Origin of the sequence: Anoxybacillus sp. MB8 (assembly GCF_011006755.1) — a bacterium.
GTDB classification, from domain to species: Bacteria; Bacillota; Bacilli; order Bacillales; family Anoxybacillaceae; genus Anoxybacillus; species Anoxybacillus gonensis.
The window spans coordinates 31,022-51,931 of record NZ_RXXX01000010.1; the positions used below are offsets into that span (position 1 = coordinate 31,022).

At 40.0% G+C, this 20,910-nt stretch carries 21 protein-coding genes, 1 tRNA gene and 1 pseudogene; 6 read left to right on the forward strand and 17 right to left on the reverse strand.

What is annotated here, in order from left to right; genetic code table 11:
• Positions 1–67 precede the first annotated feature (67 nt).
• The 4 genes from EKC99_RS05590 to EKC99_RS05605 all read right to left on the reverse strand — a co-directional run bounded on the left by EKC99_RS05590 (position 68) and on the right by EKC99_RS05605 (position 4,424).
• On the reverse strand, positions 68–1,018 hold the full coding sequence (locus tag EKC99_RS05590) for an L-lactate dehydrogenase (protein WP_021095204.1): 951 nt from the start codon (positions 1,016–1,018) through the stop codon (positions 68–70).
• Between the two features lie 158 nt (positions 1,019–1,176).
• Positions 1,177–1,749 carry a 5-formyltetrahydrofolate cyclo-ligase gene (locus EKC99_RS05595; RefSeq protein WP_163150913.1) on the reverse strand — a complete coding sequence of 191 codons (573 nt, stop codon included), beginning with the start codon at positions 1,747–1,749 and terminating at the stop codon, positions 1,177–1,179.
• Between the two features lie 54 nt (positions 1,750–1,803).
• Entirely contained in the window at positions 1,804–1,953 is a 150-nt protein-coding gene (gene rpmG, locus EKC99_RS05600; RefSeq protein WP_004889517.1) for a 50S ribosomal protein L33, read from the reverse strand.
• A gap of 80 nt (positions 1,954–2,033) precedes the next feature.
• A complete protein-coding gene (locus tag EKC99_RS05605; protein WP_163150915.1) occupies positions 2,034–4,424 on the reverse strand; it encodes a sugar phosphate nucleotidyltransferase in 2,391 nt (796 codons plus the stop codon).
• Between the two features lie 144 nt (positions 4,425–4,568).
• On the opposite strand from EKC99_RS05605, the gene EKC99_RS05610 reads away from it, so the two are divergent.
• Positions 4,569–4,886: a competence protein CoiA family protein gene (locus tag EKC99_RS05610; protein WP_240468811.1), complete on the forward strand. Its 318-nt coding sequence runs from the start codon at positions 4,569–4,571 to the stop codon at positions 4,884–4,886.
• A complete protein-coding gene (locus tag EKC99_RS05615) occupies positions 4,883–5,299 on the forward strand; it encodes an endolytic transglycosylase MltG (RefSeq protein WP_163150919.1) in 417 nt (138 codons plus the stop codon). Before EKC99_RS05610 ends, EKC99_RS05615 begins: the two co-directional genes overlap by 4 nt.
• Before the next feature lie 30 nt (positions 5,300–5,329).
• Here the strand turns inward: EKC99_RS05615 and phoU are convergent, their stop codons facing one another.
• From phoU to EKC99_RS05660, 9 genes and pseudogenes are all read right to left on the reverse strand, one after another.
• Positions 5,330–5,989, reverse strand: a complete 660-nt coding sequence (gene phoU, locus EKC99_RS05620; protein WP_021095198.1) for a phosphate signaling complex protein PhoU — start codon at positions 5,987–5,989, stop codon at positions 5,330–5,332.
• A gap of 55 nt (positions 5,990–6,044) precedes the next feature.
• On the reverse strand, positions 6,045–6,857 hold the full coding sequence (pstB, locus tag EKC99_RS05625) for a phosphate ABC transporter ATP-binding protein PstB (RefSeq protein WP_021095197.1): 813 nt from the start codon (positions 6,855–6,857) through the stop codon (positions 6,045–6,047).
• A 26-nt stretch (positions 6,858–6,883) separates the two neighbouring features.
• Positions 6,884–7,765, reverse strand: coding sequence for a phosphate ABC transporter permease PstA (gene pstA, locus EKC99_RS05630; RefSeq protein WP_021095196.1), 882 nt, complete (start codon positions 7,763–7,765; stop codon positions 6,884–6,886).
• 2 nt (positions 7,766–7,767) lie between these two features.
• Entirely contained in the window at positions 7,768–8,718 is a 951-nt protein-coding gene (gene pstC / locus EKC99_RS05635) for a phosphate ABC transporter permease subunit PstC (RefSeq protein WP_021095195.1), read from the reverse strand.
• Positions 8,719–8,793: 75 nt separating this feature from the next.
• Entirely contained in the window at positions 8,794–9,765 is a 972-nt protein-coding gene (locus tag EKC99_RS05640) for a PstS family phosphate ABC transporter substrate-binding protein (protein WP_021095194.1), read from the reverse strand.
• 120 nt (positions 9,766–9,885) lie between these two features.
• Positions 9,886–12,039, reverse strand: coding sequence for a peptidoglycan D,D-transpeptidase FtsI family protein (locus EKC99_RS05645; RefSeq protein ID WP_021095193.1), 2,154 nt, complete (start codon positions 12,037–12,039; stop codon positions 9,886–9,888).
• Positions 12,040–12,100: 61 nt separating this feature from the next.
• Positions 12,101–13,316 (reverse strand): annotated as a pseudogene (locus EKC99_RS05650) (MFS transporter).
• An 89-nt stretch (positions 13,317–13,405) separates the two neighbouring features.
• A complete protein-coding gene (gene sodA / locus EKC99_RS05655; RefSeq protein ID WP_009373988.1) occupies positions 13,406–14,014 on the reverse strand; it encodes a superoxide dismutase SodA in 609 nt (202 codons plus the stop codon).
• A 167-nt stretch (positions 14,015–14,181) separates the two neighbouring features.
• Positions 14,182–14,255 (reverse strand) — tRNA-Ile (locus EKC99_RS05660).
• 129 nt (positions 14,256–14,384) lie between these two features.
• Here EKC99_RS05660 and EKC99_RS05665 point away from each other — a divergent pair.
• Entirely contained in the window at positions 14,385–15,161 is a 777-nt protein-coding gene (locus EKC99_RS05665) for a DUF1189 domain-containing protein (RefSeq protein ID WP_163150921.1), read from the forward strand.
• Positions 15,162–15,169: 8 nt separating this feature from the next.
• Here the strand turns inward: EKC99_RS05665 and EKC99_RS05670 are convergent, their stop codons facing one another.
• Complete coding sequence (locus EKC99_RS05670) at positions 15,170–16,903, reverse strand: methyl-accepting chemotaxis protein (protein WP_021095189.1); 1,734 nt, start codon at positions 16,901–16,903, stop codon at positions 15,170–15,172.
• A gap of 157 nt (positions 16,904–17,060) precedes the next feature.
• On the opposite strand from EKC99_RS05670, the gene EKC99_RS05675 reads away from it, so the two are divergent.
• Together EKC99_RS05675 and ispG are read left to right on the forward strand one after the other, a co-directional pair.
• A complete protein-coding gene (locus tag EKC99_RS05675; RefSeq protein ID WP_021095188.1) occupies positions 17,061–17,372 on the forward strand; it encodes a type IV pilus assembly protein FimV in 312 nt (103 codons plus the stop codon).
• Positions 17,373–17,451: 79 nt separating this feature from the next.
• Positions 17,452–18,546 carry a flavodoxin-dependent (E)-4-hydroxy-3-methylbut-2-enyl-diphosphate synthase gene (gene ispG, locus EKC99_RS05680; protein ID WP_021095187.1) on the forward strand — a complete coding sequence of 365 codons (1,095 nt, stop codon included), beginning with the start codon at positions 17,452–17,454 and terminating at the stop codon, positions 18,544–18,546.
• 22 nt (positions 18,547–18,568) lie between these two features.
• Here ispG and EKC99_RS05685 read toward each other — a convergent pair whose 3' ends face one another.
• Entirely contained in the window at positions 18,569–18,928 is a 360-nt protein-coding gene (locus EKC99_RS05685) for an MFS transporter (protein ID WP_021095186.1), read from the reverse strand.
• A gap of 130 nt (positions 18,929–19,058) precedes the next feature.
• Here EKC99_RS05685 and EKC99_RS05690 point away from each other — a divergent pair, with 130 nt between their 5' ends.
• Positions 19,059–19,634: a haloacid dehalogenase gene (locus tag EKC99_RS05690; RefSeq protein ID WP_021095185.1), complete on the forward strand. Its 576-nt coding sequence runs from the start codon at positions 19,059–19,061 to the stop codon at positions 19,632–19,634.
• A gap of 2 nt (positions 19,635–19,636) precedes the next feature.
• Here the strand turns inward: EKC99_RS05690 and EKC99_RS05695 are convergent, their stop codons facing one another.
• Entirely contained in the window at positions 19,637–20,062 is a 426-nt protein-coding gene (locus EKC99_RS05695; RefSeq protein ID WP_009373996.1) for a Fur family transcriptional regulator, read from the reverse strand.
• A 6-nt stretch (positions 20,063–20,068) separates the two neighbouring features.
• Entirely contained in the window at positions 20,069–20,902 is an 834-nt protein-coding gene (locus EKC99_RS05700; protein ID WP_021095184.1) for a metal ABC transporter permease, read from the reverse strand.
• Between the last annotated feature and the right edge of the window lie 8 nt (positions 20,903–20,910).

The window sequence follows — 20,910 nt, forward strand, 5'->3', positions numbered from 1 at the left end:
CCTCCTCACGTTTACCGTTCCCTTTTCCCATCAAAATTATAAAAAGGTTGCCTCATCATGAGACAACCTATTGTAACCCAACGCGTTTCATTACATCTTTTAACACATTGGCAGAGTGAGTAAATTTTTCTTTTTCTTCTTCGTTCAATTGCAATTCGACGACTTCACGAATCCCGTTACGATTTACGATCGCTGGTACGCCAATGTACATATCGTTTTGGCCATATTGTCCTTCTAAGTAAGCCGAAACAGTAAGGACGCTATTTTCGTTTTGTAAAATCGCTTTCGTTAAACGAACAAGTCCCATCGCAATGCCGTAGTACGTCGCACCTTTTCGTTCAATAATTTGATACGCAGCATCGCGTACGTTCACAAAAATGTTATCTAAATCTTCTTGTTTATATTGTGGTTTTTCTTTCATCATATCAGCAATTGGGCGGCAGCCGATAAATGCATGGCTCCAAACAGGCAATTCTGTATCGCCATGTTCCCCAATAATATAAGCATGTACGTTACGTGTATCGACATCGAAATATTCCCCTAGCAAATAACGGAAACGAGCTGTATCTAAAATTGTTCCTGAACCGATGACGCGCTCTTTCGGTAAGCCAGAAAACTTCCATGTTGCATATGTTAAAATGTCAACTGGATTGGTTGCGACAAGAAAAATGCCATTAAATCCGCTCGCCATAACTTGATCAATAATGTTTTTGAAAATTTTCGTATTTTTCTCCACTAAATCTAATCGTGTTTCCCCTGGCTTTTGATTTGCCCCTGCTGTTAGCACAACAATGTCTGCATCTTTGCAGTCTTCATAATTACCAAACCAAATTTTTGTTGGCGATGGAGCGAACGGCATACCATGATTTAAGTCCATCGCATCCCCTTCAGATTTCTCTTTATTAATATCAATAAGAACAAGCTCTTCTGTCACCCCTTGGTTTAAAAGGGCAAACGCATAACTTGAACCGACAAAACCGGTCCCAACTAAAACAACACGATTTACTTTATTTGACATATTCCTTCCACCTTTCATTATATATCATTTTACAATATGTGCATTGTTTATCTGTTTCACAATTACATTGTACACTGTTTCACAAAGTTTATGAGGCATGAATTATTAACATTTTGTTAATTTTTTCTCCTGTATAATATGAAAGCGCTTATGCTGTTTTATAATTCGCTTTCACAAACGATTATTCCTTTATTCGTAATCATCTTTTGAACAGGAATATCATGTTGTTCAATCGGCAACGTAGAAACAATTTGACAATCGTACGCAATAGAAAGGGTGTCGTTCGGAAAATCGACTAAATAACGATCGTAATATCCTCCACCGTAGCCAAGACGATACCCTTGCCGAACGAAAGCAAGACCTGGAACGAATAGCAAATCGATGTCATGTTTTTGTACTTCTCTCGTTTCTTCTACAATCGGTTCATATAAATCAAAAAAAGTGCGTTCTATTTGTTGAAAACAATCAATTTCTCGAAACGTCATTTGTTTTGTTGCTACATCGCATTTCGGAATCGCAACCTTTTTTCCTTCTCGCCACGCTCGTTCAATAATATGTATCGTATCTACTTCGATTTGTCGTGAAATCGTGATACCGATCATCTGTGCCTTTTGCCAACCATGTTGCTGAAATAATATATCGTAAATGACGTTCTCTTTTTTCTTCCGCTCTTCTTTTGTCATATGTAAGAGACGTTGTTTCATTTGTTGTCGTAATTGTTTCTTATTCATTATCCTTCCCCCTATTTGATAAAAAAATAAGCAGCAGGAAAAAAATCCTACTGCTTACTTCGTTTCACGATGAACTGTTGCTTTTTTGTCTCGTGGGCAATATTTTTTCAATTCAAGACGCTCTGGGTTATTGCGCTTATTTTTTGTTGAAATATAGTTGCGTTCGCCGCATTCTGTGCATGCTAACGTAATATTTACACGCATCGTTCTTTCCCTCCAAACAAAAGTATTGTAATCACACCTTTCCATCATATCATTTTTCTTAAACAATTTCCATATGAATTTTACACGTTTTGATATTGCCGAATTTTCTTTATATAGTATTTTGTATATTCTTTTGCTTTTTGAGCGTTTGTTGCTTGTGAATAAATCGTTAACGTTGGTTCATCTACCTTTGGCAAAATAAGCGTCCATGCCCCATCTTCATGGTGCACTTTTACACCATCTGTGAAATCAACATGTTTGTCATACGATTCTTCTAACAATTTACGCATCACTGCTGCACGTTCATTCCACGGGCAATACACATCGCGACATGATAAATGAAGCGTTGGAATAGACGAAATAACCGTGCGGAGAGAACAACGTTCAATAGCTAACAAATGAAACAGCTGCACACACGCATACAATCCATCAAAATAAAAATGAAACGGTTCATGGTGATGAGCAAACAAAAAATCTCTCCTCGCATCTTTCACATACACGATGTCGCCATGTAAACGTTCCGCTAACGTATGCAACATCGATGGCGCCCAAGAAGGAACAGCTACTTTTTTCGTTTCATGAAACAAAAGCGATACTAATACGTGTAATGAAATGACTTCTTCGTTCGTCAATGGCGTTCCTTGTCCGTCAAAAATTCGAAAACGTTCGCCTGAACGATCAAATGCGATCCCAAAATGAGCGTGCTCCCGTTTAATTTGCTTGCGAATATGTTCGTCATCTCGATGTTCTGTCCAAACGACTTGAATGGCAAACGACTGAAGTGTATGTTCAATCATTTCCCGCAGTAAAGGGGAGCTACAAACGACGACTTTCCATTGTTCCGATGACGAAAAAGGAATCCATTGTCGTAAGGCGCGAACGTACAATTCGTCTTTTTCCTTTTGTTTCATCGCTTCACCGATTTGTGTCACTGACACGTGACAAGCATGTTCATGTTTCATTTGTTGTTCAATGGCTCGCTCCATCGCTCGATCGATCGGGTAACCATATTCATCATAGATGTCAACGATCAATTCATCATGTTCATTCATCGTAATAAATACACCGCCATCATACTGTTTATGGGGCACAATATAACGAAAAGCTGGCAAATATCCACCTTCATATATATTTGTATGGATGCCATACATGTGTAAACATTCGGCAAATAACATGCCCATCGCCCTCGAAAATGGATGGCCGTCAAAGCCAATTAATATGCGGCTTTCCTTTTCACATAAGCTACTGTACGCGGAAGCAAGCCTCGTCATAAACAGCGGATGGGCATCAATATATGCCCGCACTTTCATTCCTTGTTCACTAAACGACGTTTTCGTATGTTGTTCCCCCCATACGATCGAATGTTTCACTTTCGTTTTTTCGGCAATTGTTTTATTCGGCCAAATTTTCGCTTCATGCTGCACTTTCACTTTATTTTCTAGTTTGCATTTTGTTCCGATGACCGCATAATCAAATATTTCATTTTTTTTGCCAATGTACACATCATTAGCAACGATCGCCCCGCGCAATTCACTATGTTGATCAATATATACGTCGGACCAAACAATCGATCGTTTTAACGATGCATGTTTACTAATGACTGAACGTGGTCCAATGACCGTGTAAGGCCCAACTGTGGCAAAATCATCGATACGAACATCATCCCCAATGATGATTGGCCCTTCTAATTTTACCTCCCGTGCAATCTTAACCCCTCTTCCCACCCATACATTCGGGGCCATTTCTTTATAGTGAGAAGGAACGAAACGTTGATTTAGTAAATCGATATGTGTTTGATGATATTGCTCAATGACTCCAATATCGGACCAATATCCATCTGCTTGCCATCCGTATATCGGATATTCGTGTTGAATGAGATATGGAAAAAGATGTTGACTAAAATCGTAAGGTGGATGTTGTGGCATATGATCAAAAATATTTGGATGACAAATGTAAATCCCTGTATTCACTAAATCGGTACACACTTCATTCCATTTTGGTTTTTCTACAAAATGAATAATTTTCCCGTGTCGATCTGTTACAATTCCACCGTATGAAAGAGGAGTCGCTTCGTGGTGCATCAGAACGGTAACTAATGCTTGTTTGGAGAAATGGAAATTGATCGCTTGCTGTAAATCAATCGTCGTCAACGTGTCTGCGCTGATGACGACAAATGTATCGTCTAAAAACGACTGAGCATGTTTTACACTTCCCGCCGTTCCAAGCGGCGTCATCTCTTCGAAATAATGAAGATGTACACCAAATCGGCGCCCATCCCCGAAATATTCAATAATTTCGTCGCTTAAATATTGAACGGTTACAGCGATATTTATAATTCCATGTTTTTTTAGCCATTCAATACTATACTCCATCACAGGTTTATTCATAATCGGTACGATCGGCTTCGGAACATGGCAAGTTAACGGACGTAGCCGCGTTCCTCTTCCCCCTGCCATAATAACCGCTTTCACAACAAATCCCCCCCAAGTGAAAGCACACTTTTTTCCATCATATCATGACAACTACTTGCGGACAATAGATGAAAATTGTCGATTTCACACGAAAATGATGCATGATCGCTACATTCCTATGTATAATAAAGTGGGGTGAAAAACATGATCGAATATACATTTATCGGACTCGTTTCTTTTGCTATCATACTATTGCTTATTTCTTTTTTCCAAAGAGATCGGATGAAAGAAGTAGAAGAACAAGTCGAACAGTTAACGTTATCGACGATGCAGCAATTATACGAAGTAAAAAAGCGCGTAAAGGCACTTGAAGAAGAATTGCTGATTGGAATCGAGTCGTTTTCAAATGAAGAGCAAATTGTTCACTTATATAAACAAGGCTGGACAAAAGAGCAAATTGCTCGCAAGCTCAACATGCCGATAGATGAGGTGAATATAATGATTGCGAGGAATGAACGATGAAAAGGACAACGCGTGCCTTTGCAGCTGGGATATTGTTTGCTACAACGATATTCGCTATCGTTTATTATACGAATCATAAACAACTACAACACAATAAAATAAGCGAAAAACAATATGAACAGCTCGTTGCTGAACGAAATGAACTAGCGAATGCACTAGAAAAATTAAAAAAAGAAACGAAAAAAACAACACCGTCGCAAAAACAAACATACATTTATACGTTAACAATCGCTAAAGGGGAAGCAAGTCGCGACATTGCAAAGCGTCTACAACAAGCGCATATTATTGATGACGCTCAATCATTTTTAACATATTTAGATGCACATCAATTAACGCGCGCAGTACGCCCCGGAACATACGTCATAACAAGCGACATGTCATATGAACAAATTGCACGAAAAATAACAAAATAAGGATGTCCAACATTGGACATCCTTTTTGCTTTAATCGTTTAAGTCGTAATGTTTTCCCTTCACTAAGTAAAATACGTTTTCCGCAATGTTTGTTGCATGGTCTGCAATGCGCTCAATGTAACGTGCTGTAAACGAGAGTTGAGTAATTTGTGACATCGCATCTGGATGTGCTTTTGTGCGCTCAAGCAACTCCCGAATCGTTTCACCGTACAGACGATCGACTTCATCATCCATATCTGCTACTTTTTTCGCCGCGACGACATCCTCCTCATAATATGCTTTTAACGTTAACGAAAGCATATTTACCGCAATGTCGTGCATTTTTTCTAACTTATTTAGCGAAATGACAAACGGCTGTTCACCGATGCGAATAGCTGATTTTGCAATATTGACTGCAAAGTCTGCCATGCGCTCAACATCTGTGGCAATTTTAATGGCGACAATAATGCGGCGCAAATCAATGGCAACTGGCTGCTGTTTTGCAATTAATAAAATGGCAAAATCGTTAATTTCCTCATCAAGCAAATCAATTTTTGTGTCGTTTTCAAGCACTTGTAATGCTAAATCGTTATTTTTTGTTTTTAACGCTTCAAACGATTGAGTTAATGCAATTTCTGCCAGACTTCCGAGCTGTAATAGTTGATCACGCAACGTTTGTAAATCGTCATCAAATTTTTCACGTACAGCCATGTTGACTCCCCCTTTTATTTTGAAAAAATCGTGCGAGCACGCCCGCACGATTTTTTTATCCAAATCGACCTGTAATGTAATCTTCTGTTCGTTTATCGTCTGGATTCGAGAATAGTTTATCTGTGTCGCTATACTCAATCACTTCACCGTTTAAGAAGAAGGCCGTTTTATCAGAAATACGAGCAGCTTGTTGCATGTTATGTGTGACGATAATAATACTATAGTTTTTCTTTAATTCTTGCACAAGCTCTTCTACTTTTAATGTTGAAATAGGGTCAAGCGCAGATGTTGGTTCATCCATTAAAATAACATCTGGCTCAATCGCTAAACAACGCGCGATACATAAACGTTGTTGTTGACCGCCTGATAATCCATATGCATTCGTATGCAAGCGATCTTTTACTTCATCCCAAATGGCTGCACCACGTAAACTTTTCTCAACGATTTCATCTAAAATTTTCTTATCACGAATACCGTGAATGCGCGGACCGTATGCGACATTATCGTAAATCGATTTCGGGAACGGGTTCGGCTTTTGGAATACCATTCCAACTTGCGTACGCAATTCTTCTACACGATACGACTTATCGAAAATGTTGCGACCACGATACGTAATTTCTCCAGATGTACGTACGCCCGGCACAAGTTCAATCATTCGGTTTAACGTTTTAATATACGTTGATTTTCCGCATCCTGACGGACCGATAATCGCTGTTACTTCATTTTCGTAAATATCTAAATCAATATTTTTTAACGCATGATGTTCGCCGTACCATAAATTTAAGTTTTTCGTCCGGTACACAACATTTTTTTCACTTCGTTCTTCAGCTTGTTTATTTTTACGTTCTTTCACAACTGTTAATTCCATTAATAAGTTCCCCTTTCAACGCGCAATTAATAACGTTTTTGAAACTTGTTGCGAATGAAAATGGCAATCGAGTTCATAAAGATTAACACAACGAGCAAGACAACGATTCCAGCTGCTGCAACGTTTTGGAAGTCAGCTTGTGGACGCGATGTCCAGTTATAAATTTGCATCGGCATAACTGTAAATGTATCAAAAATACCGCGTGGCAAATACGCTAAAAATGTCGGGATACCTAAAACGACAAGCGGTGCTGTTTCACCGATCGCACGGGATAAAGCTAAAATACTACCTGTTAAAATACCTGGGATCGCTGCTGGGAGAACGATGCCATAAATCGTTTGCCATTTCGTTGCTCCCATACCATATGATGCTTCGCGCAATTGATTCGGCACGGCACGAATTGCTTCTTGTGCCGCAACAACGATGACAGGAAGAACAAGCAAACTCATCGTCAAACCCGCAGCAAGAACGCTACGACCTAAATTCAGTTCACGAACGAAAAGTGTTAAACCAAGTAAGCCGAATACGATTGATGGAACACCTGCTAAGTTCGAAATATTCGTTTGAATAAAATCTGTAAAACGATTTTTTTTCGCATATTCCTCTAAGTAAATCGCTGTTCCAACTCCAAGAATGAGCGAAACAGGGGCAACGATCACCATTAGCCATAACGAACCGACTAACCCCGCTTTAATCCCCGCGTTTTCAGGACGGCGAGACGGAAAGTTATTTAAAAAGTCGATATTTAGCCAGCCAATTGCTTGAGTGAATATCCGATATAGAAGGACGACGAGAACAATAAGTCCAAACAACGTCGCTAAGAAAAATAAAAATTTTAACACGTTATTTCTCAATAGGCGACCGTTCATATGCTGAACGACACGTTGTTTATCAATTAACTTCTCCATGATTAATACTCCTCCCTAAAGCGACGAGAAATGTATTGTGCGAGTAAGTTCATAGCTAACGTAAATACAAACAGCGTCATACCGACTGCATAAATGCTGTAATAAACCGTTGTACCGTATCCGGCATCTCCTGTTGTGACTTGAACAATGTATGCTGTTAACGTTTGGATCGATTTCGTGACATCAAATGTAAAGACCGGAGAGGAACCACCCGCTACCGCTACAATCATCGTCTCACCGACAGCACGAGAGATCGCAAGCATAAACGATGCTGCAATACCTGATGTCGCTGCGGGGAGGACAACTTTTAAAGCAACTTCTAACTTCGTTGAACCGAGACCAAGCGCTCCTTCACGAATGGAGTTTGGCACAGAACTCATCGCATCTTCAGATAAAGAAGCAACCATTGGAATAATCATAATACCCATGACAATCCCTGGGCTTAATGCGTTAAAAATCCCTAAGTTCGGAATGACCTTTTGTAAAAGAGGTGTAACGAACGTTAATGCGAAAAATCCGTACACAATCGTTGGAATTCCCGCCAACACTTCTAATATCGGTTTTAATACTTTCCTTGCTTTTTCAGACGCATACTCACTCAAGTAAATCGCTGAAGCTAAACCGATTGGAATCGCAACGACCATGGCAATCGCTGTCGTTAAAAGAGTACCCGTCACAAGCGGAGCGACACCAAACGAACCTGTTTTTTCATCCCATGGAAGCCATTCTTTGCTCGTTAAAAATTCAACGATCGACACTCGTTCAAAGAAAATAAACGTTTCAAATAGCAATGTAAATAAAATACCGATTGTCGTCAAAATGGAAATGATCGCTGTCAATAATAGAAACTTTGGCATCAACCATTCAACAAATTGTTGTCCGTTTTGTTTTTTCTTATTTTCTTTAATCATATCACGGACGGAATATGAACGATTCCCATCTGTCATCGCCATAATATGAAAACCCCTTTCCAAATTCATGGCAAGATGAGAAGCGATCGTGGAGTCGCTTCTCATCTTTACGTGTCGTTATTTTAATCCTTCAATCTTTTTCAATTGCTCCTCATATTTTTCTTGTGGAAGTGCGACATAACCTACTTCTTCAGCAAACTCTGCACCATTTTCTAACAAGAATTTCGCGAAATCATACACTTGCGCTTTTTCTTTTAACGCCTTTGTGTTCACATACGTAAATAACGGACGAGAAAGTGGTGCATATTCACCGCTTTGAATTGTTTCGTGTGTTGGTTCAACAGGACCGTTTCCGTTATCAATTGGCACAGCACGTAATTTATCTTTATTTTCAACGTAGTATGCGAATCCAAAGTAACCGAGAGCATTTTTATCCCCTGCAATACCTTGAACAAGCACGTTGTCATCCTCAGATAATTGAGCTGTTTTGTTTAACGGTTGTCCATCTAAAATAACTTCATCAAAGTAGTCAAACGTACCAGAGTCATGTCCTGGTGAGAACAATTTAATTTCTTCGTTTGGCCATTCTGGACGAATGTCTGACCATTTCACTTTGTCATCGCCGTTTACTGCACCTGATGTGAAGATTTTCTTTAACTCATCGACTGTTAAATAATCAACCCAGTCGTTATCTTTATTCACTAAAACGGAAAGACCATCGAACGCAATTTGAAGCTCTTCAAATTCAATACCGTTTTGCTCAGCAGCTTGTTTTTCTTCATCTTTAATCGGACGAGAAGCGTTTGAAAAATCCGTTTCGCCTTTTGTAAACTTTTCAAATCCGCCACCTGTTCCAGATAAACCAACAGATACTTTCACATCTGGTTGTTCACCCGCATACGCTTCAGCGGCTGCTTCAACGATTGGGTACACTGTTGATGAGCCATCAACAACTACGTTTCCGCTCAATTTTTCTGCGTTACCTTCCGCATTTTCGCCGCCTTGCTCAGCGCCACCACCACATGCTGTTGTGAATGCTAGTACAGCGCTTGTTACACCTGCGAGTGCAAACCATTTGTTTTTCTTCATCTTTTGATTTCCCCCTACTTTTTCAATTTGTTTTTTGTTTTGTGCCACGAGTTATAGAATAATGGAAAGGTATTAAATTCGTTTTAAACGAATGTTAAGCTTTTGTAAATTCGCTTTCTTTTATCTTTCCATTGTTTGTTCCTCATTATTCAACGGTTCAGTAGGAGATGGTTGACCAGATTGACGTTGCTTTTTCAACTCAAAATACGCATCTAAAATTTTTCTTCCGATATAGTTATTAATCGGATAATGGTTTCTCGCATTTTGATATACCCATGGCACAACGACAGCAAACGCCACTTCTGGATTATTGTAAGGTGCAAAGCCAACTAACGTTAAATTGTATGTTGGCGTCATTCGTCTTGATTTAATCGGTCCATCATAAAACGCCTGTGCCGTTCCTGTTTTTCCTGCTGGATCATACGGAGCATTTGCGAAAAAGGCACGAGCCGTTCCGTTTGAACCGTGCATGACGCGATAAAAGCCTTCACGCACACGCTCAATATATTCTGTTTTCATATCAATTCGGTTTAACACTTTCGGCTCGAACGAGTAGATGATGTTACCTATTTGATCTTTTTCGCTAATTGGTTCACGAATTTCTTTGACAACATGCGGTTGAATGCGATATCCACCATTCGCAATCGTTGAGACGTATTGCGCCATTTGAATCGGTGTATATACGTCAAACTGTCCAATGGCTAAATCGAGCAAGTGTCCTGGAAGCGTACTTTGTCCCGGCCATCCGATAATTTCCCCAGGCAAATCGATGCCTGTTTTCACCCCTAAACCGAACTGATTAAAGTAGCGTCGCATAATGGAAAACGCTTCTTTTTTTATCGGTAGCGCTTGATGTGGGCGATACGTAGAACCGGCAATAGCAATCGCTGTTTTAAACATATAAACGTTTGACGACATTTCAAGCGCTTTTAAATCGTTCATCGGTCCTGGACGAATACCGCTATGCGATTTTTTCGTCGGCGTCCCTTTAATATATAACGGTTCGTCAATCAGCACCGTGCCAGGTTGAATGACACCGGTTTGAAACCCTGTCAATACGGTCGCACCCTTTACCGCCGAACCCATCGCATAAGCAGATGTAATCGTCCCAAGGGCATAATCTTTTAATACAACTTTTCCGTTTTCATCGCGTGTATACCGCTTCCCAGCTAACGATAAAATTTCTCCTGTATTTGGATCCATCATGACGACGAAAGCACGATCAAGCAATTCTGTTCCACTGCGTCGCTTCATTGTCATTAATTCTTCCTCAATAATTTGCTCGACGCGTTTTTGTAATTCCATATCAATCGTTAAAACGATATCTTTTCCACGTTGTCCTTGCGATATTTCAATCGTTTCAATAATGTTTCCTGCTTTATCAGTCACATTTTTTATTTTCGCCTTTTGCCCACGCAATACATCTTCATATTGTGCTTCAATATAACTTTTTCCTACTCGGTCATTTCGGTTATAATCGCGCGCTAAGTAATAGTCAAGCTTTTCGCGCGGCAACCCTTCTTCTGACGATGTTATATTTCCAAGCACTGTACGAAACGTATCACCATGTGCATATTGACGGTTCCAATCTGTCGTCACATCTACACCTGGTAGCTCCTCTAAATGCTCACTAACAACAGCATATTCTTCGTCCGTTACTCCTTCATTTTTAATCATTTGCGGGGTTAAAGCGTATCCTCTATTCATTTCCCGAAAAATAGCAACAACCTCAAGCTCACGTTCTTTAATCGTTTTTACATCTTCTTCTGTAATGCGCTCGAGTTGCAATTGATAAATGTCTTTATCTTTTAATTTTTTTTCTCGAAACAACTTCCATTCTTTTTCAGTAATTTTTTCTTTTGCTTTCTCTTCGTTTGTCAAAATCCAATAATCTTTTATATCTCGCTCTGTGACGCGTTCGGTCGACTTTTCAATATATGTGGCTAACTTTTTAGCTACTTCAATCATTTCCGATGGCTTCGTTGTTTGTGTGCGTGTATACGTAATCGCATGAAGCGGCTCGTTATCGACGACGACTTGATAGTTACGGTCATAAATTTTTCCGCGCGGTGCTGGTGTATGAACTGTGACATTTTCTGTGCGCTCGACTTCTTTTCGATATTGTTCACCATAAACAATTTGAATGACACCTAACCGTAAAATAAGCGCAGAAAAAAGTAAAAACACAACAAAAAATAGCACGTTTAACCGAAATGGCAACTGCATTCGTTTTTTCTTTTTCTTCGCTTTGTGAGCATGTTGTATTTGTTTCAAAACGCGCGAGCACCTCCTTTACTTGCTCCTTCCTCATTGTAAAAGAAACGCTCGCAAATTTCTACATCGAAAGTCGAATACGTCGCACAAAAAAATAAATAATGAAATGACCAGCTCCAACAATTAACATTAATGCTGGAATGGCCTCCTTTGCATCAAACAACGTAATGGCTAATAAAAACAATAAAACAGACGTCGCACGTCCCCCGTTTAAAAATAGTTCACGCATAACAATATATTCAATTCGCCATTCTTTCGCATGATTGCTTTGACCAATAACGTCAAATGTAAGCGACAAATATGGAACGAGTAAAATAGGATATCCGATGGCGATTAATGCGCCATAGATGATTAACTTTACATATGATAAATCAAAAATAATTAAAAAGACGGAAGCATACAACAGTACACCACCGAATAAAATGGCACGCAACCGCCATTGTCGCTTCATCCACTTCGACGCAAAAGAATACGTCATAAACGAAACAACTGCATTGACGAATCCAAATACACCGAGAGATTTTTCAGTTCCTGTCGCCATAAATAAAAAAATGGAAACAATAAACACAAACGTTCCTTCACGAAATCCTTGAAAAAAATGAGCGTTTGTAATCATTCGCCAATTTTTATTTTTCTTTCGCTCGTCATATACAGAACGAAGTGCAAATTGTCCTGCTGAACGCCGTCGCTGTAAAAAAAAAGCTACAAATGACAGCCGCAATAAATAAGCATAAAGAAGCTAAAAAAATGACCATATACCCGGTGAACTTCTCGCTTGAAGCAATAACCCACCCTGAAAGCGGTGGACCGATCATTCCTGCGACAGATGTCATCGCACCAAGCAATCCATTAAATAAATCACGCGTATTTGGTTCAGTGATTTCAAACGTTAATACGTTAAATGCGAGCCAATAAAAGCCGTAACCAATACCAAGCAAACCGCCGAGTAAAAATAAATGGTTCATCGCTCGATCACCGCTAAATAATACGACTAAAAAAAAGAATGCTAAAAACGTCACACCCATTCGTAACACAATGACACGATCGATCTTTTTTGCGATTTGACCGGCTACGATAAATGCAAGCGGCTGCCATGTGACAATGGCTAAATTATACACACCTAGAGCTTGAAAACTGTTCACTTTTTTCCAAACGTATACGTTTACAAACGTATTCGACAAGGCGATACTAAGGGAATATAATCCGCCAATTGCTAACAAAAGAAACAATTGTCGATGTGTGCGAACGTGCGCCACCATTCGTTTCCATTTATTCATAGGCAAACTTCCTTTCTTGACAAGTAGTTTGCCTACTCTTTTACAACGATATACAAAAAGAGCTCGACAAATTGTCGAGCCCTTCTTCATTATTTCGCTGCTGCGTAACGCTTGGCCACTTCGTCCCAGTTAACAACATTCCAAAATGCTGAAATATAATCTGGACGACGGTTTTGATATTTTAAGTAATACGCATGCTCCCATACGTCTAATCCTAAAATTGGTGTTTTTCCTTCCATCAACGGTGTATCTTGGTTTGGTGTGCTTGTCACTTCAAGTTGACCATTATGGACGACAAGCCAAGCCCAACCAGAACCGAAACGTGTTGCTGCCGCTTTCGAAAATTCTTCTTTAAATTTTTCGAAGCTTCCAAACGTACGATTGATTGCTTCAGCTAGTTCACCTGTTGGTTCACCGCCGCCATTTGGCGAAAGAATAGTCCAAAAGAGCGAGTGGTTCGCATGTCCACCTCCGTTGTTACGAACAGCTGTACGAATATTTTCAGGTACCGCATCTAAATTGGCCATTAACTCTTCAATTGTTTTGTTTTGCAATTCTGGATGACCTTCGAGCGCTGCGTTTAAATTTGTCACATACGCGTTATGATGTTTTGTGTGATGAATGTTCATCGTTTCTTTGTCAATATGTGGTTCTAACGCGTCGTAAGCATAAGGCAATTGTGGTAATTCAAATGCCATGTTTCATTCCTCCTCATTCATTATGTAATTGTTCACAAATGAAACCGATTAACTGGATTAAGAAACAGAAAAGTTTCATAAGTGAACCTACCTTAAGAGTACCAAAATACATCGAATGTTTCAAATTATTTGCAAAAAAACCTCGCTAATTTACTTAGCGAGGTAAATGGACCCTGCAGGACTCGAACCTGCGACCAGACGGTTATGAGCCGTCCGCTCTAACCAGCTGAGCTAAGGGTCCGCCATATCCGATGGTAATTTTAGCAAAAAAGGCGGAAAGCGTCAATACGTGCAACACACGAAACAAAAAGGTTGTGTACTAAATAGAAAAAGAAGTAGAATGAGAAATGATGACGCATAAAGGATGTGAATGATTATGTGGAAACGGTTGTTACAAAGTCTTTATTCTCCTGTACATATTGCACGCTTTCGTTTTCATCCAATCGGAAAGGCGATTAGCTACGTGTTTTTTTTGTCGCTTATTGCAACGTTACCGATTGCCATTTACTTTACAATGAGCATAAACAAAATGATCGGCTCAACGCATCAACTATTAAAAGAAGAGCTTCCTCCATTTGAAGTCGTCGATGGAGTATTGACATCAAACATACAAGAACCGATTGAACTTACGCATCCAAACGTGACCATTTTATTTGATAGCACAGGTACACTCACAACAGATGATGCAGAACGTTACACAAACGCGGTGGCATTTTTAAAGGAAGAGTTTGCACTTGTTGCTAATGGGCACGTTCAGTCATATCCGTATGCTTTCATGCAAGCGGAACGTTTCACAAACGAAGATGTATATGAATTTGCCCGCACGCTTCAATCGTTGCTTCCTATTGTGATTTCATTATCGTTTCTCGTGTTATACTTTTTCACATGCACAAGCAAATTTCTTTATGTTACCGTTCTTGCATTCATCGGGCTTATTTTTCGCGGCACGTTAAATAAGCGTGGAACGTACCGCCATATGTGGAGTATCTCTGCTTATTCAATTACATTATCAACCATCTTTTTTACAATAATGGAAACTCTACAAATTGTCGTGCCTTATGCTGTCGCTTTAGATTGGTTCGTTTCTGTCACGATTTTGTTCGCTTCCATCAAAGAACTTCCTTCTATGAAAGAAGCAGACCATTAGCCTGCTTCTTATAGTTTAAATGCTGCAGTCAGTGCGGATAATGATTGCGATAATTCATTTAATCGTTCACCAACACGATGCATATCATTCATCTGCTTCGTTTGATCGTACGAAACAGACATCATTTCTTCTGCGCTTGCTAGCGTTTGTTGAGCAACAGAAGCAAATGCCACCGTCACCGTCTCAATCATCGGCAATAATTGCTGAAACTGCTCCAATTCACCTTCCATTTGCGCCACGTTGCGATTGACGCGCTGAATTTCTTTTAACAAATGGTCAAACGAACGCTTTGCCTCATTTGCGGACGTGAGTTGATGTTGTAAATGTGTGACCATCCCTTCAAACTGGTTTGTCGCATGAATTGATACTTCTTCCATCGCAAAAATGGACGATGTAATTTCTTCCGTTGCCTTTGAAGCATGTTCCGCCAGCTTTCTCACTTCTGTGGCGACGACCGCAAATCCTTTTCCAGCTTCTCCAGCGCGCGCCGCTTCAATTGTTGCGTTGAGCGCCAATAACTTCGTTTGCTCGGCAATTTGTCGAATGACATCCACAACTTTTGTAATCGACGTCGAATGATGTTTTACACTTTGAATCGTATCGTTTACTTTTTTAAATTGCTCAGCAAATGAATGAATATCAGCAATTAAATGCGTCAGCCGCTTTTCCCCACCCTTTGAAGATTCGTTCATATCAGTCGCACTGGCTGAAATGTTTTTCACACTTACTAATACGTGTTGCATCCGTTTTTTCATCTCATCGACGCGATGAATGCTTTCGTCTGAAGCATTGGCCGTTTCTTCTGCCCCTTGTTTCACAGTAGAAATCGCTGCCAAGAGCTGATCGTTTGATTCAATGGCATGTTCAGACACATGCTCTAAGTCGCCTCCTGTGATAGCTAGCTGCTTTGTTGTTTCGTCCATTTCACGAATGACATTTTTCATGCTCGTCAACATCCGTTGGAAGCTACGCGCAAGCGAATCAATTTCTGGCGTTGTCGAATAAATATGTTCGTCAACCGTTAAATCTCCACGTGACAATCGGCTCATCGCATGACGAAGTTGGGCAATCGGCTTCGTTAATCCACTTACTAACCATTTAATCATGATCGTTGAAATAATGACGCTTATCATAATCGCTACGACGGTTAAATATGCAAGCTGTTGGATCGGCTTCATAAACTGTTCATCCGGCACAGCAACGACATATGTTCCTTTCAATTCTTGAATAGTTTTATAGGCAAATGTATATGTACGCCCGTTCCATTCCAAATGCGACACACCATTTTTTTGTTTCGTAATTGTTTGTTGGACGGATGTTGGTACATTGAGCTGTTCATTTCGCTCAAACGTTTTTACTTGTCTATCTCCAATTAAAAAAATGTCTACGCTTAATCCATCTTGCATCAGTTCCGCCTTTTGTTGCTTTACTGCAGACCGTAAACTTTTTTCAAGCAGTTGCTCATTTCCAGCATGAATGTACATAAGATTACGTGACACTTCAAACATCATCGTCGCCTCTCGCTCAAGGCGATTTTCGATCGCTTTTACCGTCGTTTGTTTCGCTTGATGATAAGCAATCATCCCAACGGCACTTAACGAAATAATTAACACACCCAAAAATAAAATAAATAAACGGTTTTGTAAACTAATTTTTAATAACCATTGCTTTATTTTCGGTGATGGTTGAAATACAGGCACTCGGACAAGCTTTTTTATATGTTTTAATCGCTGTCTCAACATATATCCCCCCTTCGACAAATACAGACAAAGAATACCAAAAACATGTCAACGTGATGTGAAGAACATGTAAAGCAATGTAAAGAGAATGTAATTTTTACGCATATATCGTTTGGACAAGCCATATGGATAAAACAGAAGAATGAAGCGGGGGAATGCCATGAAAAAAGTTTTCATCTTTCTTGTATGCATTGCGATATGTGCGATTGCTTATCATGATATAACAGAAGGGACAATTCATACAATTCGTGCAGAAAAAACATTCAAACCAACAAAGGAGCTTCCATATCGTGAAGTCATGATCCAACGAGGCGATACGCTCCTTTCGATCGTCGAGCGTGAGATGAATGGGAAATTACCCGTATCCATCGATCAGCTCATTGCTGATTTTCAAACGTTGAATCCACATGTTAACGCCCATTCGCTTCAAATCGGAAAAACGTACCGCATTCCGTACTATAAGCAGAAATAGCAAAAACGTTGTCAACAAACAAGAAACATTGCTACAATAAAAAATGATTCGATTAATACGTTAAAGGAGCGATTGACTCGTGAGCGAAATCATTCATCGTTCAAAAACCCGCCCCGTTCGCGTTGGGAACATTACAATTGGGGGGAATAACGAAGTCGTCATTCAAAGTATGACGACGACAAAAACGCATGATGTAGAAGAAACCGTTGCTCAAATACATCGACTCGAAGAAGCTGGATGCCAAATCGTTCGCGTCGCTTGCCCAGACGAAAGAGCAGCTGATGCGATTGCTGAAATAAAAAAACGCATCAATATTCCGCTCGTTGTCGATATTCATTTCGACTACCGCCTTGCTTTAAAAGCGATTGAAAACGGAGCAGATAAAATTCGGATTAACCCCGGAAACATCGGAAAGCGGGAAAAAGTAGAAGCGGTTGTGAAAGCAGCAAAAGAACGTGGAGTTCCGATTCGCATCGGGGTAAACGCTGGTTCACTTGAAAAACGCATTTTAGAAAAATACGGCTATCCAACTGCGGATGGTATGGTCGAAAGCGCATTACATCATATTCGCATTTTAGAAGACCTTGATTTTTATGACATTATCGTTTCGCTGAAAGCTTCCGATGTTCGTTTAGCGATTGAAGCATATGAAAAAGCTGCGCGCACATTCGACTATCCGCTCCATCTTGGCATTACGGAATCGGGTACGCTATTTGCCGGAACAGTAAAAAGTGCTGCGGGGCTTGGTGCCATTTTAAGTAAAGGAATTGGCAATACGGTACGTGTATCCCTTAGCGCTGACCCTGTCGAAGAAGTAAAAGTAGCGCGTGAATTGTTGAAAACATTCGGTCTTGCGGCAAACGCTGCGACATTAATTTCTTGTCCGACATGCGGAAGAATTGAAATTGACTTAATTCGTATTGCAAATGAAATTGAAGAATATATCGCCCAAATTAAAGCGCCAATTAAAGTAGCGGTCCTCGGTTGTGCGGTCAACGGGCCAGGAGAGGCGCGCGAAGCTGACATCGGCATTGCAGGGGCACGCGGCGAAGGATTATTGTTCCGCCACGGAAAGATTGTCCGGAAAGTGCCTGAAGAAACAATGGTTGAAGAATTGAAAAAAGAAATTGACAAATTAGCGGAAGAATATGCATTGAAAGGAAAGCAAAAATAAGAGGGGAATATTCCCCTCTTATTTACCAAAATCGGACGAAAAAGCTTAAAATAATGGAAACAGCCCCAATTCCAATCGCCCAAGCCCCTAACGTTTCTGCTCCTCGACGTCGGGCAATGAATCCGAAAATAATACCGGCTGCCCCCATAATGACTGGCATTAAGAAAAGAGAAACAACCGATAACGCAAGTGCAAGCCAGCCAATGCCACGACCGTTTTGTTCACGATCGACTTCTTTTTCAGAAAATCGAATCGGCTCAGCAATTTCACCTGCTGTTTCTTCCATAAAATCTCGTTCAACATTTGGAACAGTATCCACTCGATTCACAACAGTATCTATTCGTTCGTTGTCATATGATCGACGCTGATGTTCATTGTCCATGACCATTCCCTCGCTTTCGTAAAATGAGGAGCACTATTATTATGCAATAAGCGATACGTCATTATAGATGTTACTTTATGTCAATGATATAATGGGCAAGAAAAGCACATCATAGGAAGGATGAACAAACATGATCAAACGGCGATTTGGTATCGATATTGATGGAACAGTAACATGTCCAAGTACGTTTATTCCATATTTAAACAAGTCGTTTCAAAAAAACTTAACGCTTGATGATATTACCGATTACGATTTAGTTCCTTTTTTGGATACAACGGAAGAAAAATTAAATGAATGGATGGAACAATACGAACCGATCATTTACAGCGAAGCACCGCTTGCGAACGGAGCATTAGAGGTCATTAATAGTTGGAAAGATGAATATGAGCTATATTATATTAGCGCTCGAGGCCGTCACTTATATGAAATAACAGAAAAATGGTTTCAACAACAAGGTGTTCATTACCATCATATCGAACTGATCGGTTCACACGATAAAATTGAAGCAGTAAAGAAATATAAAATCGACATGTTTTTCGAAGATAAATACGATAATGCTTGCGATATTGCTGAACAATGCCTTATTCCTGTCATTTTATTTGATACTCCTTACAATCGCGGTCCGCTCCCAAAAGGCGTTATTCGCGTGTACAATTGGTATGAAGCGAAAAAACAAGTAGAACAATTACTCACAACAACAAGCTGACATTACACGTCAGCTTGTTGTTGGCACATCGGGCATGTTCCGTACACTTCAAACTTATGCCCTGAAATCGTATATCCGTGCAAATCTTCCACTAATTCATTCATCGGACACGTTACAAGTTCTTTCGTTTTTCCGCACGACATGCAAATAAAATGGTGATGGTGATGATGCACATTACATGTAAACCGAAAGCGCTTCTCTCCAGACAGCTCAGTCATTTCTAAAATGCCGAGCTCAACAAATAACGCTAAGTTGCGATAAACTGTATCGAAACTAAGTCCCGGATACCGATCTTTCATGACATCAAGCACATCTTTTGCCGTTAAATATTTATCTGTTTTTGCAAACAGCTCAAGCATTTCTTCGCGCTTTCCTGTATACTTAAACCCCTTTTCTTTCATTAACCGTAGCGCTTCAGAAACGTTCACGCTTCGTCATCCTCTCTTCCATTTTCTCCACACGATCGCACCAATTAATATACAGACAGCTAACAACACAATCGTCCCGCCGGGAGCTAAATTTAAATAATAAGAAAGAAATAAGCCAACAATGACAGCAAGCTCACCAAATAGAACGGACAACCATAACGCTTGTTTAAATCCTTTTGCGATTCGAATGCTCGCGGCAACAGGAAGCGTCATGAGTGATGAGACGAGCAAAATGCCGACAATTCGCATCGATGCGGCAATGACGAGAGCAACGAGCACGATGAAAACAAAATGAAGCACCCTTACCTTTACTCCCGATGCTTGTGCATATTCTTCGTCAAATGATAAAATAAACCACTCTTTATAGAGCAGAAAAATAACAGCAAACACGATGAAAAAAATGATGCTAATTGTCCATACATCCGTTCGGCTTACCGCGCTAACGCTTCCGAACAAATATGAAAACAAATCGGTATTGAAGCCATCCGCAAGTGAAATAAAAATGACGCTTAAGCCGATGCCTCCTGATAAAATGATCGGAATAGCTAATTCTTGATAATGCTTATATACGGTACGCAACTTTTCAATAAATAACGAACCAGCAACCGAAAACGCCATGCCCAAATAAATCGGGTTGAATGTCGCTCCCATGACAAACGTTTTTTGTACAAGTAAACTGGCCGCAATTCCTGCAAGCGTGACATGACTCAACGCATCCGCAATAAGCGATAATCTCCGTACGACAATAAACACACCTAAAAGAGGAGCGATGAGCCCAATGAATATGCCAACAATAAACGCATTTTGTAAAAATTCATATTGAAATAACGCCTCTAGCATAATCTCCC

Bases quoted from the DNA above. Each gene is read 5' to 3' on its own strand.
- EKC99_RS05590 (WP_021095204.1), bottom strand. From the start codon at position 1,018: ATGTCAAATAAAGTAAATCGTGTTGTTTTAGTTGGGACCGGTTTTGTC.
- EKC99_RS05595 (WP_163150913.1), bottom strand. From the start codon at position 1,749: ATGAATAAGAAACAATTACGACAACAAATGAAACAACGTCTCTTACAT.
- rpmG (WP_004889517.1), bottom strand. From the start codon at position 1,953: ATGCGTGTAAATATTACGTTAGCATGCACAGAATGCGGCGAACGCAAC.
- EKC99_RS05610 (WP_240468811.1), top strand. From the start codon at position 4,569: ATGATCGAATATACATTTATCGGACTCGTTTCTTTTGCTATCATACTA.
- EKC99_RS05615 (WP_163150919.1), top strand. From the start codon at position 4,883: ATGAAAAGGACAACGCGTGCCTTTGCAGCTGGGATATTGTTTGCTACA.
- phoU (WP_021095198.1), bottom strand. From the start codon at position 5,989: ATGGCTGTACGTGAAAAATTTGATGACGATTTACAAACGTTGCGTGAT.
- pstB (WP_021095197.1), bottom strand. From the start codon at position 6,857: ATGGAATTAACAGTTGTGAAAGAACGTAAAAATAAACAAGCTGAAGAA.
- pstA (WP_021095196.1), bottom strand. From the start codon at position 7,765: ATGGAGAAGTTAATTGATAAACAACGTGTCGTTCAGCATATGAACGGT.
- pstC (WP_021095195.1), bottom strand. From the start codon at position 8,718: ATGGCGATGACAGATGGGAATCGTTCATATTCCGTCCGTGATATGATT.
- EKC99_RS05640 (WP_021095194.1), bottom strand. From the start codon at position 9,765: ATGAAGAAAAACAAATGGTTTGCACTCGCAGGTGTAACAAGCGCTGTA.
- sodA (WP_009373988.1), bottom strand. From the start codon at position 14,014: ATGGCATTTGAATTACCACAATTGCCTTATGCTTACGACGCGTTAGAA.
- EKC99_RS05665 (WP_163150921.1), top strand. From the start codon at position 14,385: ATGATTATGTGGAAACGGTTGTTACAAAGTCTTTATTCTCCTGTACAT.
- EKC99_RS05670 (WP_021095189.1), bottom strand. From the start codon at position 16,903: ATGTTGAGACAGCGATTAAAACATATAAAAAAGCTTGTCCGAGTGCCT.
- EKC99_RS05675 (WP_021095188.1), top strand. From the start codon at position 17,061: ATGAAAAAAGTTTTCATCTTTCTTGTATGCATTGCGATATGTGCGATT.
- EKC99_RS05685 (WP_021095186.1), bottom strand. From the start codon at position 18,928: ATGGACAATGAACATCAGCGTCGATCATATGACAACGAACGAATAGAT.
- EKC99_RS05690 (WP_021095185.1), top strand. From the start codon at position 19,059: ATGATCAAACGGCGATTTGGTATCGATATTGATGGAACAGTAACATGT.
- EKC99_RS05700 (WP_021095184.1), bottom strand. From the start codon at position 20,902: ATGCTAGAGGCGTTATTTCAATATGAATTTTTACAAAATGCGTTTATT.